The sequence below is a fragment of the Providencia sp. PROV040 genome, from assembly GCF_032706145.1.
Lineage (GTDB): Bacteria > Pseudomonadota > Gammaproteobacteria > Enterobacterales > Enterobacteriaceae > Providencia > Providencia hangzhouensis.
Genome location: NZ_CP120530.1, coordinates 1,252,492 through 1,271,112, shown reverse-complemented (window position 1 = coordinate 1,271,112; position 18,621 = coordinate 1,252,492). Strand labels below are relative to the sequence as shown.

13 protein-coding genes are annotated in these 18,621 nt (G+C 42.2%); 11 read left to right on the top strand and 2 right to left on the bottom strand.

The window, feature by feature from the left end; translation table 11 throughout:
• The first annotated feature begins 1 nt into the window (after position 1).
• Together P3L40_RS05865 and P3L40_RS05860 are read left to right on the top strand one after the other, a co-directional pair.
• On the top strand, positions 2–355 hold the full coding sequence (locus P3L40_RS05865) for a RidA family protein (RefSeq protein ID WP_004260681.1): 354 nt from the start codon (positions 2–4) through the stop codon (positions 353–355).
• Positions 356–605: 250 nt separating this feature from the next.
• Complete coding sequence (locus P3L40_RS05860; protein WP_210853403.1) at positions 606–2,273, top strand: alpha-keto acid decarboxylase family protein; 1,668 nt, start codon at positions 606–608, stop codon at positions 2,271–2,273.
• Between the two features lie 64 nt (positions 2,274–2,337).
• Here the strand turns inward: P3L40_RS05860 and P3L40_RS05855 are convergent, their stop codons facing one another.
• Positions 2,338–3,366, bottom strand: a complete 1,029-nt coding sequence (locus tag P3L40_RS05855) for an XdhC family protein (protein WP_094960926.1) — start codon at positions 3,364–3,366, stop codon at positions 2,338–2,340.
• Positions 3,367–3,375: 9 nt separating this feature from the next.
• Positions 3,376–3,939: an NTP transferase domain-containing protein gene (locus P3L40_RS05850; RefSeq protein WP_096863304.1), complete on the bottom strand. Its 564-nt coding sequence runs from the start codon at positions 3,937–3,939 to the stop codon at positions 3,376–3,378.
• Positions 3,940–4,134: 195 nt separating this feature from the next.
• Between P3L40_RS05850 and P3L40_RS05845 the strand changes: the two genes are divergently transcribed.
• The 9 genes from P3L40_RS05845 (at position 4,135) to P3L40_RS05805 (ending at position 18,383) form a co-directional block, all read left to right on the top strand.
• The gene (locus P3L40_RS05845; protein ID WP_210853401.1) at positions 4,135–6,930 is read left to right on the top strand and encodes a xanthine dehydrogenase family protein molybdopterin-binding subunit; all 2,796 of its coding nucleotides are present in this window, start codon (positions 4,135–4,137) and stop codon (positions 6,928–6,930) included.
• On the top strand, positions 6,927–7,478 hold the full coding sequence (locus P3L40_RS05840) for a (2Fe-2S)-binding protein (RefSeq protein WP_004260697.1): 552 nt from the start codon (positions 6,927–6,929) through the stop codon (positions 7,476–7,478). Before P3L40_RS05845 ends, P3L40_RS05840 begins: the two co-directional genes overlap by 4 nt.
• On the top strand, positions 7,475–8,710 hold the full coding sequence (locus P3L40_RS05835; protein ID WP_210853399.1) for a c-type cytochrome: 1,236 nt from the start codon (positions 7,475–7,477) through the stop codon (positions 8,708–8,710). Before P3L40_RS05840 ends, P3L40_RS05835 begins: the two co-directional genes overlap by 4 nt.
• 426 nt (positions 8,711–9,136) lie before the next feature.
• Positions 9,137–12,055: a xanthine dehydrogenase family protein molybdopterin-binding subunit gene (locus P3L40_RS05830; protein WP_196731603.1), complete on the top strand. Its 2,919-nt coding sequence runs from the start codon at positions 9,137–9,139 to the stop codon at positions 12,053–12,055.
• Positions 12,052–12,618, top strand: a complete 567-nt coding sequence (locus P3L40_RS05825; RefSeq protein WP_004260707.1) for a (2Fe-2S)-binding protein — start codon at positions 12,052–12,054, stop codon at positions 12,616–12,618. The genes P3L40_RS05830 and P3L40_RS05825 overlap by 4 nt, the downstream gene beginning before the upstream one ends.
• Positions 12,619–12,629: 11 nt before the next feature.
• Entirely contained in the window at positions 12,630–13,949 is a 1,320-nt protein-coding gene (locus P3L40_RS05820; protein ID WP_036958301.1) for a cytochrome c, read from the top strand.
• A 396-nt stretch (positions 13,950–14,345) separates the two neighbouring features.
• Positions 14,346–14,819 (top strand): (2Fe-2S)-binding protein, encoded by a 474-nt coding sequence (locus P3L40_RS05815; RefSeq protein WP_036958302.1) that lies wholly within the window; start codon positions 14,346–14,348, stop codon positions 14,817–14,819.
• A complete protein-coding gene (locus P3L40_RS05810) occupies positions 14,816–17,092 on the top strand; it encodes a xanthine dehydrogenase family protein molybdopterin-binding subunit (RefSeq protein WP_094960921.1) in 2,277 nt (758 codons plus the stop codon). Before P3L40_RS05815 ends, P3L40_RS05810 begins: the two co-directional genes overlap by 4 nt.
• Positions 17,085–18,383 carry a c-type cytochrome gene (locus P3L40_RS05805; protein WP_004260716.1) on the top strand — a complete coding sequence of 433 codons (1,299 nt, stop codon included), beginning with the start codon at positions 17,085–17,087 and terminating at the stop codon, positions 18,381–18,383. Before P3L40_RS05810 ends, P3L40_RS05805 begins: the two co-directional genes overlap by 8 nt.
• The last annotated feature ends 238 nt before the right edge of the window (positions 18,384–18,621 follow it).

The following is an 18,621-nucleotide window of genomic DNA, read 5'->3' as shown; positions in this document are numbered from 1 at the left end:
CATGTCCATAAAACGTAACAACCCAAAACCACGCTTAGCTGATAGCGTTGAATATTCAGGTTTAGTTTACTTATCAGGGCAAGTACCTAATGATCTAACAGGTGATATCACACAACAAACCAAAGACGTTTTTGCCAAGATTGATTCATTACTTGCTGCAAGCAACAGTGATAAAACACGTATTTTATCCGCCCAAGTTTGGATTAAAGATATCAAACGGGATTTTGCTGACTTTAATGCGGTATGGGAAAGTTGGATGCCTATAGAAAATAGCCCTGCCCGTGCAGCTGTTGAAGCCAATATGGCTCGGGAACAAGTACTAGTAGAAATTATGGTGATTGCCGCTCAGGCTTGACTCTATTTAACGGTATTCTAAATCTAAAAAACAGTGAGGTCTAAAAAGATCTACTGTTTTTTATTACTCTACTAATTTATATTAATTTATTAAATAATATATTTAATAACCCCCATTAATCTCATTATAAAATATAACACTTTCACTACTTCCCTTATTAGCTATCATGGAATTGATTTCAATAAGAATAAATAGCTAATATAAATAATTACAAATCAAGTAAAAAACAATTATTAACTGGAGAAGTTAAATGAAAGAAACTGTTGTTGAATATATTTTATCTAAGCTCTATCAATTAGGCATTGAAGATATATTTGGTGTTCCTGGTGATTATTCATTTCCTGTAAATGATAGTGTTTGTGCAAACTCCCATCAACGTTGGATTGGCAATTGCAACGAATTAAACGCAGCGTATGCTGCAGACGGATATGCAAGAATTAAAGGTGTTGCTGCACTATCAACAACCTTTGGCGTTGGCGAATTAAGCGCTCTCAATGCAATAGCAGGTTCTTATGCTGAAAGAGTCCCTATATTTCACCTTGTTGGAATGCCTCCTAGCCTAACACAAAAGAAACAGCGTATTTCTCATCACACATTAGGGGATGGAAACTATGACGTTTTTTATAAAATGAGCCAACATATTGTCTGTGCTCATGCCATTATTACCCCTGAAAACTGTATTGAAGAGACTGAGCGGTTAATCGCATACGCCTTACATGAACGCCGTCCAGTTTATTTTGGCTTACCTGCTGATTATGCTGTAAAGACTGTAATTAAACCATTTCATCATGTTGTTCCATTAATACCAAACAGTTGCTCAGAAACACTAAAAAATATTATTCCTTTAATCTTAAATAAATTAATAAATAGCCAACAACCCTGCATATTAGCAGGCTCAATGTCTTTGCGCTTAGGCGTAGCAAATACCTTACAAACAATCATTGAAAAAACCAAAATTCCTTATACCGCGTTATTTATGGATAAAAGTGTATTAGATGAAACTAATACGCAATATATCGGAATGTATACAGGGCAAATATTAAATCCTCAAGTCACTTCATTTGTCGAAAGCAGTGATTGTGTTATAAATATAGGCACTATTCTGTCTGACTTTAATTCAGGTTGTTATACCTCTAATATTAAAATCGAAAATATAATCCATATTATGGAAGATAAAGTCATTATTGATGGCCAATGCTACAATAATATTTCCATGAAAGACGTTGTTTTAGCCTTGCAGAATAGATTGCTATCACTGCCAACCTCTTCTTTTAATCAACACAAAAGTCCTAAGGCCCAATCACTAGGTCAACCGATAGCCGTAGAAACAAACGAAATAACTGAATCATATCTATATCCTCGCTTAGAAAAAATGTTTAGACCTAATGATATAATATTTACAGATACTGGAACCTTTTCAATGGGCTTAGCATTTTCACTATTACCTAAAGGTGCATCTTTTCATTCCCAATCATTATGGGGATCTATTGGCTGGGCAACACCTGCTGCACTGGGCGCCGCTTTAGCATCCCCGTCACGTCGAGTCATCTTAGCGACAGGGGAAGGCGCTCATCAATTAACTATGCAAGAAATTAGTCAATTTGCACGATTTGGATTAAAACCCATTATCTTTATATTAAATAATGATGGCTATCTTATTGAACGACTATTCTGTAAAGAACCTGAATATTATTATAATGATGTTGCGCAATGGAATTACGCACAACTTCCTTTAGCACTGGGATGTGACGATTGGTATTGCAAAAAAGTGACAACCTGCGATGAATTAGATGAGGCTTTACAGGCTATCGAAACACTCGACACTGCAGCTTATATAGAAATAGTCACTGACCGATATGATGCTTCAAAATATTTAATAAAAATGAGAGAAATTATTTCTTCTATTTATACCAACTAAACTAGTTTTAGGTCCTTTCGCCTTATAAAGGTCATTTAACTTTATAAGGCGTGGGAATTTAACTTTAAACATCACAATACATTGAATTTGTAACCATTACTTTTTTCGTTTCACTAACATAACTAGATGAAACTACGCCATTTTTATGAGCTACAATATCCGCCATTATCGCTAATGCTATTTCGGGTGGTGTTTTGCTACCGATAGGAATACCAATGGGAGCATGGATGCGTTCTATTTCCGCCTCCGTCATCCCACCAGATGCTATAAGACGTTCACGACGACGAGCACTCGTTCTTACTGAGCCCATTGCACCAATATAAAACGCTGGGGTATTCACTGCTTCCATTAGTGTCAGGTCATCAATACGAGGATCATGGGTTAAAGAAACAATAGCGGTATTCGGTGTACAGCTTTGGGATTCCAAATAGCGAGCTGGAAATAATTTAATGACTTCAAATTGACTAGAAAGTTGCCCAGAAAAACGCGATAGCTCATCTTCACGGTGTTCACAAATTATAACCTCAAACCCTAATGTTGCTGCAAAACTAGCACAGTAAATACCTACATTTGAGATCCCAGCAATAATTAACCGTGGCGGCGCGGCAATATATAATTGAATGTTCTCCCCTTCCCGCTCTATTTGGGTTGGGGTTTGTTGATTATTAACCGTGCTTACCTCACCTCTTTGTGGCAACGTGATTTTTTTACTGATTGCAGTATATCCCAGTAACGCTTGATGTATCTCCGTAAGGTAACTAACACTTTCCTGACTATTCGGTAAATATTCAATTAAAACATCTAAACTACCATCACAAGGTAAATTCACTTTCGCTTCTAAACCACCGCGACCATAGCGAACAATTTGGCTGCTCTTAATGTATTCAGCATGCTGTATTCGTTGAATAAAATCTTCTTCAATACAACCACCTGATAAAGAACCAACATACTGGCCATCTGCCTTTGCAACAAGAAGTGAGCCCGGGCTACGAGGAGAGGAACCATATGTACTTAGCACCGTACACAACCATATGGGCTCTTTTTTTATCCAAGAAAGGGCTTGAGAGATAACAAAAACATCTTCACGCAACATATTCGTTCCTTAATCGTTATCAACACTCGGATAATCAATATCTTTTACAACATTTTCGTCATTTATGTCTAATTGATAAACAAGATTACGACTTAATATTGATTTCGCACCGTCATCACCTACTAGATTAATTAATTCTGTATAATGCTTTGCAGATATTCCCACTGGATGGCCTGGCAAACCATTATATATTGGCCTGACTAATGTATGCTGTTTTAATTCATTCACTATACGAGTAAATAAATGACTATTGATGTATGGCATATCCGCTAAATGAATTATCCAACCATCTAAATTAGACGTATTTTTAACACCAAATGCGATTGACTCACCTAATCCATTACTATTTATCAACGAGTATGGAATATTAAATTGTAAACAATTATTAATAACACCTTCATTCTCAGGCCGTGTCACTACATGCACAGGAAGCTCACTATCGATTGAATTTAATAGTGTTTTTTCAAAAACTGTATTTTTTTCAAGCATAAAATTTAATTTACTTCCTTTACCTCCAGCATTTTGAAAACGTTCACTTTTTCCTGCTGCCAATATTAAAATACCAATATTCATAGTTTTTATTTTAAATCGATATACTGATTGCGTATCTCATAAATAAAGTATATTCAGTAAGATCACAAGAACTACTTATCATTAATTTGAAATTTATTAAGAGAAGTATAATATAAATGTGATACAAGTAATTTTTTCGATGTGACTATAAAAATAAAAATACCGATGTAATAATAATAAGTGTAAGGGTGTATTATGAGCAAAAGCAATGTCGAACTCTCCCGCAGACACTTTCTAAAATGTGCCGTTATAGCGGGAATATCTGTTTATTTAGCCCCTTTGTATAGCCGTGCTTTTGATGTGCTATTCGAAGAAAAAATCCTTCAATCTCCTGACTGGAACCCGGTCGACAAACAAATCAAATTTCGTATTGATGGGTTTGCCAAAGTCCAAGGGGAAAAAGTCTTCGCCAGAGACATTCGTGCACGTGATATCCCTCACTGGCCAAAACAGCAAGGTCATGCATTTTTACTCCGCGTGACTCAAGCCGATAAAATTTACCAAGGCTTTAACCTTGATCTGCTAAAAGATGGCCTGATGCCTGACCGCATCGTAACTGCAAGTGACTTAGAAAAAGATGGCGTTGCTTTCCCTGAATTTTATGGTGATGATTTATTGCTTCCAGAAGGGAAAACTCCCGCTTACCTTGGCCAAGCCGTCGCATTATTGATTTATCATGATTTTGCTAAATTCCGTTTTGCCAAAGAAACCTTAAAATTCCGTGACGATGTTATCCAATACGGCGCAGTAACTGGCCCATTAAAACGAGACCCATGGGGAACCTACCGTGGCGTGCGAATTGGCAATGAAAATCCTTATGAGCCAGATATTTATTCAAGCCTAAAAGATATGCCAATCTCCCCTATTGGCATGAAAAAGCACTTACCCGTTTGGCCTGAAGGTCGCGAAGGCGGAAAATTAGATCAACAAGGCATGCTATATGCTGATGAGCTCGCTAAACAACTGGAAAACCCACCGGAAGACTGGTTAGTGCTCAAACGAAAATACTTTTCTCAATCCATTGATACTGCTGCCTTAGAGCCTGATAATGCTAACGGTTGGTACGACGCCAAAACACAGTCATTCCATCTTGTTATTCCGACACAGTCCCCGCAGGAAGTTGCGGAATCATTACCAGAGATGTTGGCAAAATCGCATTTTCCAATTAAACAAATTTTCCTACACCCTTGTTTTACCGTTGGTTATGGTTCTAAAGACCACACTCCATTCCCCTATTATGGTGCGATGGCAACATTATATGGAGACGGAGTCCCTATTCGTCTAGCTAATGACCGTTATGAACAATTTCAATCTACCATCAAACGCCATGCTTTCGATATGGATTACACCTTAGCGGTTAATAAAAAAACGCATAAAATTGAAGCCCTTTCAGCTTCTTTTATCGGTGACGGCGGTGGTCGCTGTAATTTTACGCCTTCCGTTGTCATGGTCGGGGCTACTGGGGCCCAAGCTATCTATTATATTCCCCGTAGTGATTTATCTGCGGTCGGTATTGCATCAAGAGCTGTCGATGCGGGTTCAGCTCGCGGTTATGGTACTTTACAAGCCATGGCAGCAACCGATATGTTAATGGAAGAAGCCGCAAAACTCCTAAAAGTAGACCCCATCGAGTTCCGTCTTAAAAATATCATCAAATCTGGGATGAAAAATACCCAAGGGGCAATTCCTGGCGGCGCAATTCGTGCCGATGAAGTGTTAACCCGCTGTGCTGCTCACCCAATGTGGACTGACAGAGCCAAACGTAAAGCCGACTTTGAAGCGAAACATAGCGGTAAACTATTCGGTACAGGGATTTCTTGTGTGCAAAAAGACTTTGGGACAGGTGCGGAATCCTCCTTTGCTCGCGTAGAACTTACCCCCGAGGGTAAAATAGCCATTTATCATAGTGGTGCAGAAATTGGTACAGGTATGTCTACGTCCCAATCGGTGGTTTGCGCTAAATGGTTAGGAAAGCCTGCGGAACAAGCTCATTTTTCCGTTGTTGATTGGTCAATTTTACCGATGATCTCAACAGGTAACCCATTTGCTATGTCACAAGATGAGCAAAACCACTTAGCACAAAACCCATTATGGACACCGAACTACTGCTCACCTGCGAGTGCGAGTAATTCAGCCTATTATTTCACCCACAGCACAGAAGCAGCCGCACGCCTTATATTCGAACATGGGTTATGGCCAGCTGCCATGTCAATTTGGCAAGAAGGGATTGGCGGCGGACAAGCGGCCCCTCTAGTTGTTCGCCGTGAAGATGCTCGTTGGGTTGCTGAAGGCTTAACCGCTGATGGGCTTGAGGTGCTTAGCTTACCGCGCTTAATTGAACGCACTTTTGCAATGGGCGGGGTAACTGGCGCAGTGTGCCACGTATTTAACCGCTGGCAATGGGCTGAAGCCGATTTCCCTATTCAGGGTGAAACTCGCCGTTTACCGATTGATGGGCTATCACTACGATTTGCCGATAAAGAATACCAAGTTTGCCACCGCGAAAAAGCTTATTACCCTGATACACAAAGAAATAATGCCGGAGTCACTTACTACAGTGCCGTCGCTACCGTTAGCGAGCTATCCATTGATAAAGCGACTGGGCAAGTCGAATTGCTGAATCACCATAGTGTGGTGGAATGCGGTAATCTTATCGTCCCACAACTGGTTTCAGGACAAATTCAAGGTGGATTAGCAATGGGTATCGGCCATGCACTCCATGAATATTTACCTCTCTACGAAGATGGTCCCGGTAATGGGACATGGAACTTTAACCGTTATCATCTCCCGCTTGCCAGTGATGTTGCAGTTTGGCAACAAACCAATGAAGTCCTACCAGGACTTTCAGATACTGACCCGCCGAAAGGCGTTGCTGAGGTTGTTATGATCCCGGTAGTTTCATCCATCGTCAATGCCATTGCAGATGCAACTGGTCATCATTTCTTGCATTTGCCTGTACGCGCAAAAGACATTTTAGAGGTAATATCATGAGCCTAAATTTCCTTCCCCTCACCTTAACCATTAATGGCCAACAGTATGGACCAATGGACGTGCCTGAAGGCCTCATGATGATAGACTTTCTTCATGAATATGTTGACCTAACAGGTTCTCGCCTAGGTTGTGGCCAAGGCATTTGCCATGCTTGCGTTGTTATATTAGATAATCCATCTGGTACCAGCGAAGAAATCCGCACCTGTATTACTGGTGCACATTTTTTCAATAATAAAAGCATCCGAACTATCGAAGGGGCTGCCACCAAAGAAGAAAACGGGGAGGTAAAACTATCTCCGGTTCAACAAGCTTTTGTTGAAAATTTCAGTTTTCAGTGTGGCTACTGTACCCCAGGTTTTGTAAATGCAGCGACCGTGTTTATTGAAGAACTTCAGCGAAACCCGATTGCAGAAGCAGACTTAGAAGAGGCTATCAAACAAGCTCTAAATAACCATATTTGCCGTTGTACTGGTTATGTACGCTATTATGAAGCAGTACGCGATGTGGTTCTTGCGACTCCTGGTCTTATCAAGGAGGCAGTAAAATGATCAAACGAATTATTTTATGGTTGATAGCCATCGCTATCATCGTCTGGGCGTTACTGTATTGGTATGAAAGCCGTACCTTAGATGGCCCTGTACAAAAAGTGACTGCGACGCCTCAAGAAATTGAGCGAGGCCGTTACCTCACTCTTGCTGGTGACTGCGCTGCGTGTCACACCAGTGCTGATGGCGCACCATTAGCCGGTGGTTTTCCACTCGATACCCCATTTGGTACCATCTACAGCAGTAACTTAACGCCCTCAGCCGATTTTGGTATCGGCCGCTGGACAAAAGATGATTTTTATAAAGCACTGACCCAAGGTATCTCTCCACCGAGTAAAAATCTTTATCCGGCAATGCCTTATACATCCTATAAAGGGATCACTCGGGAAGATTCTGACGCTATTTACAGTTATTTGATGAGCCAGCCAGCTATTGATGTCGCGCCACCTGAAAATTCATTGCCATTCCCACTGAACCAACGCATGGCAATGATTGGCTGGAATTTATTGTTTTTTAACGATAAACCACTCCCCGATAGCTCACAAGGTAGCTCCCCTGAATGGCTACGTGGTAAGTATTTAGTTAACGTATTAGAGCACTGTGCTGAATGCCATACGCCAAGAGGAAAACTGGGAGAAATGGATTTAGATAACTTTATGAAAGGGGGTGCTTTAGGTCGTTTTGTTGCTCCAGATATTACCCCGCAAGCGCTTGCAGAACGAGGATGGACAAAAGAAGATTTACAGCAGTTTTTCATGACTGGACTCACACCACAAGGTTCCGCCTACAGTGATATGCACCCTGTAATTTATCTGAGTTCACAACATTTAACTCCAGAAGATAATAGTGCCATAGCCACCTATTTAATGGGCGATAACCCGCCAGCAACTTCGCCATTAAGAATGGGGGAAGGTAATGCACAAGGCCGCCAAATTTATTTAGAAACCTGCTCAGGTTGTCACTCCTATGACGGTAGCGGTAAACCGAATGTTGCGGTGGCAATGAAAGGAAATTCAACATTGCGTGATGTGGATAGCACTAACCTAATTAATGCGATTCTAGATGGTTTGCCTGAGCAAGCGTTCCCAAATAACCAATATATGCAAAGCATGCCAGGGTTTGCCAATAAGCTAAATGACCAACAAATTAGTGACTTAGTGAACTTCCTTCGTGTTCAGTGGGGAGGACAACCTGCTGATGTCACCCCGGAGCATGTTAAATCCTTACGTCAATAATGACAAAAAATGAACTATCGGGCTTGTTCGTATTTAACGAGCCCAATAGTTTTCTATTTAATAACCGAATACAAATATACTTTACATAATTAAATGCATATTGATTTAATCATTCATTAATAAGAATTAGTATCATTTAAATAAATTGTGTTCTAATAAAGCTCAGTTATTTTATTCAATACTGTCATATTAAGATGACTTCAACAGTATTATTCACTTTCTTGTCTAAATCCCTTTACTCGTTCTTGATATATCATTACAGATACCCATACTATTTATGTAACTTACTGAGCTATCTGATATTAGTCATCAAATTGTGAGCAAACTTAAGCGAAATAAAACGATCTTATAATGAATGACTAAAAAATATTATTTACTTCCATTGCTCATAATAAAAACCCTAAAAATATAATCAGGGAGCACAACATGTCGGGACATATTTCTAGACGCAATTTCATCAAACTAGGCACTATTGCGGGCATTGCTGTTATGGTCGGCAAACTCCCTTTTGCAATAGCAATGGAGCTCGATTCTGACGCCCCATCAACGGATTGGATTGGTCAAAACGGTAAAGCACGTTTTCGTTGGGATGGCGTTGAAAAAGTCACTGGCCGTAAAAATTTTGCTCGTGATTACCGCGCTAAAGACATCCCCGGCTGGCCAAAAAAACAAAGTTATGCCTTTATGTTAAAAGCGACAGAGGCAGATAAAACCTTTGAAGGCATTGATATTTCAATGTTAGGGCCAAATCTACAACCTGATAAAGTTGTTTTACAAGAAGATCTTATCCGTGATGGCTTAAATATTCCCCAAGATACCAGTATGGGGAAAGGCTTCTATGGCACCAATATTTTAGTTCCTCTAGGGGATACACCGCCGATTATTGGCCACCCAGTTGCTATCTTGATTTATCATGATTTCGATAAATATAGTGCAGCACAGCGGATGTTACGCTTTGCCACAAACACCGTAAAATACGGAACGGTGACAGGGCCAAAACCGCCCGCTAACTACGGTGCAGCACGGTACGTGCGTATCGGTGGTGACACACCACTTTCGCCTTCTATTTTTTCCCCTTATCAAGATTCAGGTATTAAAGGCGGGTTCGATGGCAATACGCCTATTTGGCCACCTTATGACCCCAAGCACGCCATTTCTATTCCCCCAGTGATCCGTAAAGATCGTGGCGGTGGCTTTATTCAAGCCCTTCATCAGGCAGAAAAAAGCCCTGATAAACAAGAAAAAGCGATGGATTACGCGCGGCAAATTGAGCAAGAAATCGCAGCGGCTCGCGAGAACCCTGATAAGTTTGTGATTGAGCGCCATGGTTTTTCACAATCCATTGACCCTTGCGCGATGGAGCCAGATAACTGTAATACTTGGTATGACGCACAAACCAAAACACTGCATATCTTAACCGCGACACAGTCTCCTGCTGGTGTAGTTAATGCTGCTGCTGAGCTATCTAAACACAACAAACATTTTTCCGTCGAAAACATTGTGTTATTAACCGGTTCTACTGTTGGTTACGGCTCAAAAGACTATTCGGTTTTTCCTTTTTATTCGATGGTCGCTAGTTTCTACGCTGATGGCTTACCTGTTCGCATGGCAAATGACCGCTATGAACAATTCCAAATGGGAATGAAACGCCACTCCATTGAGATGGATGTCACCATTATTGGTGATAAAAAAACAGGTAAGTTTGATGTATTAAAAGGCACTTATAACTGTAATGGCGGCGGTCGTGAAAACCTCTCCGTTGCCGTATCTCACGTAGCAGTGCGCGGTGCTCAGTCTATTTATTACTTCCCTAAATCTGACCTCACTGCTCTAGCCATGGCCACTCCGGCTGTCGAAGCGGGGTCAATGCGTGGTTTTGGTTCCTTGCAGTCGATGGCAGTCACTGAATTGATGGTGGATGAAATCGCTCATAATCTTAATATTGACCCGATCGAACTGCGCCGCCGTAATGCCATTTTAGAAGGTTATCCAAATACACAAGGTGGTGTAATAGCCGGTGACCCACGCAACGTTGAAATGTTAAATCTTGCGGAAAAACACCCAATATGGGTCGATCGTGAGAAAAACAAAGCCGATTATGAAGCGAAAAACCCCGGTAAGTTATACGGCGTTGGCTTTGCACAGGTGCAGCAAGTTTATGGTTCTAGCGGTGTTCCAACGATTCTTTCTCTTGAATTTGATGCCAATGGCAAACTAACAATGCGCCATTGTATGCAAGAGATTGGCACCGGTGGTACAACCGCGCAGCAAGTAATGGTATGGCAAGCACTCAGCAAAGCCCCTGATGTCGTTGAGTTTGGGGTGACTGAGTTTGAAGAACTACCGCTTAAAACCAGTTGGGCCGACCAGAAAAAACAAGATGAATTATCCAAAACTGATCCCTATTGGACACCCGCTCTAATACCTGACATGAGCTCATCAAGTGGTGTTTACTACATTGGGTTCGGTACGCGCCAAGCTGGCCATTTTTTATTGGAAAATACCCTCTGGCCTGCGGCTAAAAGCATTTGGAGTGAAGGCCCCGGCGGCGGTGCGTTCAACGGCTTAAATGTTGAATTTTCCGATATTCGCGTTGGCCCAGATGGTATTGGCGGTGGCGGAATGAAGCCCATTCCTTTTGACATTTTAGCCAGAAGAGCCCATGAGATGGGGCTCATCACTGGGGTTGCTGTTCACGGCTATTCCAGCTGGCAGTGGGCTCGCGCAGAATTCGATATCCCAACTGTGGGTTTGAAAAATCTCCCTCTCGATGCAATATCCGTTCGTTATGGCGAGGGTGCTCCACAAGAATTGAAAAAACAAATGACAACTGGCGGTTACCATTTTATTAAACGTAAAATTGCCTACTACCCCCCAACACAACGCGCTAAAGCGGACCCAACAACGGTCACGCCTGCGTCTTGTTTAGTCGAGCTCAACGTCAACACCATGACGGGTGAGGTCGATATCATGCGCCACCATATGATTATGGACCCCGGTACGATGATTGTCCCTGAATTGGTTTCAGGCCAAATTCAAGGGGGTACCGCGATGGGTATCGGCCACGCGTTGATGGAAGAATTACCACTCTATGAAGATGGGCCAGGAAACGGAACATGGAACTTTAATCGCTATGTCCTGCCGCGCGCTAAAGATGTTGCGGTTTGGCAGCAAACCATTGATTACTTACCACCACTTTCAGAAACTTCCCCACCCAAAGGCATGGCAGAACTGGGGATGATCCCAATCTTACCTGCGACGAGCAATGCATTAACCCATGCAACAGGCAAGCGTTTCTATGAATTCCCTATTACGGTAGATAAAATTAAAAAGGCACTCTCATGAAAATCAACAATGCCGTTCCGATTATTGAGCGCAAGCCACTAACACTGACCATTAACGGCCAAAAAATTGGTCCTATTGATGTCCCTGTTGGGATGCCAATGATTGAGTTTCTACATGAATACCTAGACCTCACTGGCACCCACTTTGGTTGCGGACAAGGGATTTGCCATGCTTGTACCATTATGGAAATCCAGCCCGATGGCACAACGGTTGAAAGCCGGACTTGTATCTTTGGTGCCCATTATTTCAACAATAAAAATATTGTTACCATCGAAGGGCAAGCCAAACTGGATGAACAAGGCAAAGTTGTTGAATTAACGCCAATTCAACAAGCTTTTATCGAAAACTTTTCGTTCCAATGTGGTTATTGTGCTCCCGGTTTTGTCACAGGTGCAACGGTGTTTCTTGATAAACTGAAGAAAAATCCAGTGAAACGAGACCAACTCGAACATGCGATTGAAGAGGCTCTCAATGAGCATATTTGCCGTTGTACAGGTTATGTACGCTATTATGAAGCTGTGAGGAAAGTCGCTCTCGACACTCCTGGCTGCGTAATCGACTAGGGAGAAACATCATGGCTAAATCCAGCTCTCTACGTAAAAGCATTTATATTATTATCTTATTATTCATAATATTAATGCTTGCGATCCTGTTTGGCGCTTTTCGTACCTCCAGTATCGGCCCTGATTTAGATAAACCGCTAACCTCAGAAGAAGTCGCCAAATTATTGCCAAGAGGGCAAGAACTGGCAACCGCTGGGGATTGCTTTGGTTGCCACTCATTACCTGAAGGGCCATTGGCTGCGGGGGGGCGTGCTATCGGAACCCCTTTCGGTACTATTTACTCCACGAATATAACGCCTGATAAACAATTTGGTATTGGTAACTATACCCGCGCTGATTTCCATCGTGCGTTGAAAGACGGAATTGGCAAAGAAAGAGGTAATCTCTACCCTGCGATGCCGTTTGTATTTACCCATATGACCACATCAGAAGATATTGATGCACTATATGCTTATGTGATGTCGCTTCCACCAATAGCCGTGCCAAACAAAGAAAATACAGGTGTCTTTGTCCTACCCGTTCGCCCATTTATGAACTTCTGGACTTTGCTTAATTTTCCTAAACAAAATGCACCCCATGACCCGCAACGCTCTGCAGAATGGAACCGTGGTGCATATATTGTCGAAGGTTTGGCACACTGCGGTGCTTGCCACTCACCGCGTAACTTAATGATGGGTGTCGAGTTTTCACGGTCACTTCAAGGGGGTGAAGAAGCGGGCTTAGCGATCCCTGATATCACAGCAGAAGCGCTTTCCAAACATGGCTACGATACCGCCTCTTTGAGCCAATTTTTACTGACGGGCAATGCCCCACAAGGCTCTGCATTTGCAGACATGAGCACAGTGACTCATTTTTCTACTAGTCAGATGAAAAAAAGCGATGTTGATGACATGGCGATTTATTTGATGACCGATAAACAAGGAAAAATACTCGGAGCCAAAGCCCCACCAGCGCCATTACCGGAGGCAAGCTCACCAGAAGTGGGTGATGTCAGTCAAATAATGGAAACTGGTCGCTTGATGTATATGTCTACGTGTGCAGGTTGCCACGGGATCACCGGAGAAGGTGTACCAAATGGCATTCCAGCGTTAAAAGGTAATGCCATCCTAGCCATGGACAGCCCTGAAACCTTTATCAGTGTGGTATTAACCGGTATTCCAACCACCACCTTCCCGAACGGGCAGCGTATGTATGCAATGCCAAGTTTTGCCGATGATTTAACACCACAAGAAATGGCAGATTTAATTTCATGGGCGCGCGCTGAGTGGGGAGGACAAGGTAAACCCGTCACCGCCGAACAAGTTGAAAAACTGAAAAAGGCGGCTCAGTAATCATTCGTCGCTTCTCTTCAAATGACTTATTTATTGAAGGGAAGCGACATTATTATTTTCATTACAATATTTGAGTAAAATCCCCATTAATTTTATTGTTATCTAAAAGCCTATCTTGAGTTAATCCCACAAGCAGAGAAAACGACAGCCCACATTCTAATTATTTGGAATATATCAACTGGATTTCCTTTCACATTACCTCACTCAAACATTCACACAACTCATGGGTATTTTTCAATATTAACCTTTATTAATAAGCACTTACTATATACATAACGAAAATTTAGCTTAGCACATACAGTCACAATTCAAATTAATAACCTATGTTATAGTTAACATACAAATAATAACATTAAATTATCATTTATTGTGATTAGCAATGTGAAAGGAAAGTATATGCAACTAAATATCAATGGAAGATGGGTTGAACTAAGTAATATTTCTCCATCAACACCGCTTCTTTACGTATTACGTAATGATTTAAAGCTCAACGGCCCCAAATATGGCTGTGGCTTAGGCGAATGTGGTGCTTGTAGTGTACTTATCGATGGTAAAGTCGTTCGCTCTTGTTCAACACCTATATCGACAGTAGAAAATAGAAAAATTACGACATTAGAAGGTATTAGTGATGCTGATACACTCCATCCTGTGCAACAAGGATTTATTGATGAGCAAGCAGCACAATGTGGTTATTGTACGAATGGCATGATAATGACATTGGTTGCTCTGTTTAAACGTAACCCTAATGCAAGTGAAGAAGAAATAAAAAAAGAGCTCGCTTTTAATTTATGCCGTTGTGGAACCCATGTAGAAATATTAAAAGCAGCTAAAAAAGCTAAAATAATCATCGCACAAGGTGGTAAAGCATGAGTATTTTAGATATCACTCGACGCCGTATGCTGCAAGCTGGTGGGCTCATCGTTGTCAGTAACATGTTGCCTTCTATTTCATTTGCAACAGAAAAAACACCAACCAAGAATGCCGCTATCCCTTTAAATTATGTCGATAGTTTTATTGCTCTTGCTGCAGATGGTTCGGTGACTGCATTTAATGGCCATGTGGATTTAGGTACAGGAATTCGTACCTCGCTCGCACAAATTGTCGCTGATGAAATTGGTGTCTCTTTTGAATCGGTAACAATGATACTTGGGGATCCGCAAAGTACACCAGATCAAGGGCCGACTATCGCCAGTGCGACCATTCAAGTCACTTCTATCCCTTTACGCCATGCCGCAGCTCAAGTTCGTATGAAGCTAACATCTCTTGCTGCAAAAGCGTTAAATGAGCCTGTGGAAGCTGTTCGAGCAGAGCATGGATATGTTTTTGTCACTGCCGAACCTGAACGCCGTTTGAGTTATGCGCAATTGGCGAAAGGACAAGATCTCCATTTTGAATTAGATGAAAACGTAACCTTAAAACCTGTTTCTGAGGCTGTTTATGTCGGAAAGCCGATTCAACGCGTAGATATTCGCGCTAAAGTAACGGGTGAATTGACTTGGGTACATGATATGCGAGTACCCAATATGTTACATGGCAGAGTTATTCGCCCTCCTTATGCAGGTGCAGATAGTAGCGCGCCGCTTGGGAATAGTTTGCTTTCCATTGATGAAAGTTCGATTGCCCACCTGCAAGGCATGGTAAAAGTTGTACGCATTAATGACTTTGTTGGTGTCGTTGCAGAACGAGAAGAACAAGCGATAGACGCTATGCGTCAGTTAAAAGTTCAATGGAAAGAATGGCAAGGATTACCCGATTTAACCCTTGATAAGCTCCATGACACCCTTGATGCATTACCCAGCCAAGATAGGGTATTACGAGATGATGGCGATGTTGACAGCGCCTTAGCAAATTTACATAAAACCGTGAATGCTGACTATGTTTGGCCATACCATTTACACGCATCAATTGGGCCATCTTGCGCTATCGCTGATGTCCGTGCCGATAAAGTAGACGTCTGGTCAGGCACACAAAACCCTCATGACCTACGAAAAGATTTAGCACTACAACTCGATAGAGACCTATATCAAATACATATTCATCGCATGGAAGCATCAGGGTGCTATGGGCGCAACTGTGCTGATGACGTGGCTGCCGATGCTGTTTTACTGTCTCAAGCGACAGGCCGACCTGTGCGAGTGCAATTAATGCGAGAACAAGAAGCGGGTTGGGAGCCAAAAGGCACAGGGCAATTGATTAAAATTCGAGGGGGAGTTGATCAAAATAATGATGTCAGCGCTTACGAACTCAGTACTCGTTATCCATCAAATAATGCTGCTACTTTATCGTTGATTTTAACTGGGAAAAAAGAAAACAAACCAGATATTCAACAGATGGGAGACCGCACTGCTATCCCTCAATATCTATACCCACATATGCGTGTTATTGCTAAAGATACCGCACCTGTTGTTAGGGCATCTTGGATGCGCGGAGTTTCAGCGCTCCCAAATGTATTTGCCCATGAATCTTGGATTGATGAAATTGCTTATTTAGCACAGCAAGACCCTATAGCATACCGCTTGAAATATTTAGATGATCCTCGAGCTATCGCTTTAATTAATGCTGTGAAAAAACAGGCAAATTGGATTGATGGACCAATGCATCAAAAACCATCCCCTGTAACCGAAGAAATTGTGAATGGTCGAGGCTTTGCATGGGCGCGTTATTTTCACAGTAAATTCCCGGGGTTTGGTGCAGCATGGGCAGCTTGGGTTTGTGACTTAACCGTTAATCGTCGTACAGGGCAAGTGCTTATCAAAAAAGTCTATGTCGCTCATGATTGTGGACAAATAGTTAACCCAGATGGCGTTAAACACCAAGTCCATGGAAACATTATTCAATCCTGTAGCCGAGTATTAAAAGAGTTTGCCACCTTTGATAAATCAGGCACAACCTCACTTGAATGGGGGGGATACCCTATTCTACGTTTCGATGAGTTACCTGAAATTGACATTCAATTAATGGAATATCCCAATGAACCCCCTATGGGAGCGGGTGAATCTTCATCGGTACCAAGCGCTGCCGCGGTAGCAAATGCGTTATTTGATGCATTAGGTGTTCGTATGCGGGAAGCTCCGTTTACCCCTGAACGTATTCTGCGAGCAGTAAATATGGCAGCCAAAAACCAAGGAGTGGCTCATGAGTAAAGCAAAAAAACTATTTGGCTACAGTGCGCTTGCTGTCATTATTATTGCGGTGGGGGGACTCGCTCTGAGTTGGCAATCTGCCATTGAGCCATTACACACTAATTCGACACAAAGTTTTACTGATGCTCAAATTGCCCACGGTGAAAAATTAGCGGCACTAGGTGATTGTGCTGTTTGCCATACACGGCCTGGCGGTGAGAAAAATACCGGGGGCTTCGCAATGGAGATCCCCTTTGGCACAATTTACACCACAAATATAACACCGGATATAGAAACAGGAATTGGCAGCTGGTCATATGAAGCGTTTGAACGGGCTATGCGTTATGGTGTTGATCGTGAAGGGAATTATTTATACCCTGCTTTCCCTTATACCGCATTTACTCATACTTCCGACGATGATTTATATGACCTCTATGCATGGTTAATGAGCCAAAAACCCGTTCGTTATCAACCCCCAAAGACATCGTTGAACTTCCCCTTTAATATTCGCCAAGGAATTTGGGCATGGAACCAGCTCTATTTAACCACTGGGTCATTAAAACCAGATAGTTCACAAACTGATGAGTGGAACCGAGGTGCATACCTTACCGAAGGACTCGGCCATTGCAGCGCTTGCCACTCTCCACGTGATATTTTATTTGGCGAAAAAGGCGGAGATAGCCACTTGATGGGCGGAGATGCTGAAGGGTGGAGTGCACCAGCGCTGCGAGGTAACCAATCTTCACCTGTTGCATGGAGCCATCAGGACATGGCGGAGTTTTTGCGTAGCGGGTTCTCAGCTAACCATGGCGTTGCAGCAGGCCCGATGGCGCCTGTCATTAGAGAAGGAACCTCTCAACTAACCGAAGAAGATAGACAAGCTATTGCTACCTATTTGACTTCTGAAGTTGATCATCCGCAAGTCACATCGCAAGCCGTAGCAATCGTACAGCAAACAGAAGATAAAATTGAACCACTCTCTACTGAAGGGGCAAGGTTATATTCAGGGGCTTGTATGGCATGCCACGCCCAAACGAAAGGTGCGCAAATGTCAGGTATACGCCCCGCTTTAGCCTTAAATACAAATCTTTATGCAGATACACCAGATAATGCCATTCGCGTTGTATTAAATGGAATAGAGTATGAGGCAACAGATGGGCTCGGTAGCATGCCTGCTTTTCGTCATAATTTAAGTGATAAGCAAATAGCTGTACTCTTAAATTACCTAAGAACAACGTTTACCGACAAATCGCCATGGCCTGATTTGGAACAACAAGTTAGCCAGCTACGCGCGGAAACAGCAGCTAAATAATCCGTTTTATCTTTAGCGCAAATAACGGTTATATCTATGTCCCCTTATTTGCGCTATTTATTTCTACTCAACAATATTTCAGACCATTTATCACCAAACATGCATTGTCCCTGTGATAATCACGTCATACTATAGAGAATTGCATGGCTAACACGTTTGCCTACTCTCATTTCTTGCGATTTGTGGTATTTTAGTCTCTGAAAATAATCGTCGAATACACTCACAGAATTTAGTTAAC

What these genes read in the sequence shown, in the direction of transcription:
- P3L40_RS05815 (WP_036958302.1), top strand. Translation starts at nt 14,346, where the DNA reads ATGCAACTAAATATCAATGGAAGATGGGTTGAACTAAGTAATATTTCT.
- P3L40_RS05805 (WP_004260716.1), top strand. Translation starts at nt 17,085, where the DNA reads ATGAGTAAAGCAAAAAAACTATTTGGCTACAGTGCGCTTGCTGTCATT.
- P3L40_RS05810 (WP_094960921.1), top strand. Translation starts at nt 14,816, where the DNA reads ATGAGTATTTTAGATATCACTCGACGCCGTATGCTGCAAGCTGGTGGG.
- P3L40_RS05835 (WP_210853399.1), top strand. Translation starts at nt 7,475, where the DNA reads ATGATCAAACGAATTATTTTATGGTTGATAGCCATCGCTATCATCGTC.
- P3L40_RS05820 (WP_036958301.1), top strand. Translation starts at nt 12,630, where the DNA reads ATGGCTAAATCCAGCTCTCTACGTAAAAGCATTTATATTATTATCTTA.
- P3L40_RS05860 (WP_210853403.1), top strand. Translation starts at nt 606, where the DNA reads ATGAAAGAAACTGTTGTTGAATATATTTTATCTAAGCTCTATCAATTA.
- P3L40_RS05840 (WP_004260697.1), top strand. Translation starts at nt 6,927, where the DNA reads ATGAGCCTAAATTTCCTTCCCCTCACCTTAACCATTAATGGCCAACAG.
- P3L40_RS05830 (WP_196731603.1), top strand. Translation starts at nt 9,137, where the DNA reads ATGTCGGGACATATTTCTAGACGCAATTTCATCAAACTAGGCACTATT.
- P3L40_RS05865 (WP_004260681.1), top strand. Translation starts at nt 2, where the DNA reads ATGTCCATAAAACGTAACAACCCAAAACCACGCTTAGCTGATAGCGTT.
- P3L40_RS05845 (WP_210853401.1), top strand. Translation starts at nt 4,135, where the DNA reads ATGAGCAAAAGCAATGTCGAACTCTCCCGCAGACACTTTCTAAAATGT.
- P3L40_RS05855 (WP_094960926.1), bottom strand. Translation starts at nt 3,366, where the DNA reads ATGTTGCGTGAAGATGTTTTTGTTATCTCTCAAGCCCTTTCTTGGATA.
- P3L40_RS05825 (WP_004260707.1), top strand. Translation starts at nt 12,052, where the DNA reads ATGAAAATCAACAATGCCGTTCCGATTATTGAGCGCAAGCCACTAACA.
- P3L40_RS05850 (WP_096863304.1), bottom strand. Translation starts at nt 3,939, where the DNA reads ATGAATATTGGTATTTTAATATTGGCAGCAGGAAAAAGTGAACGTTTT.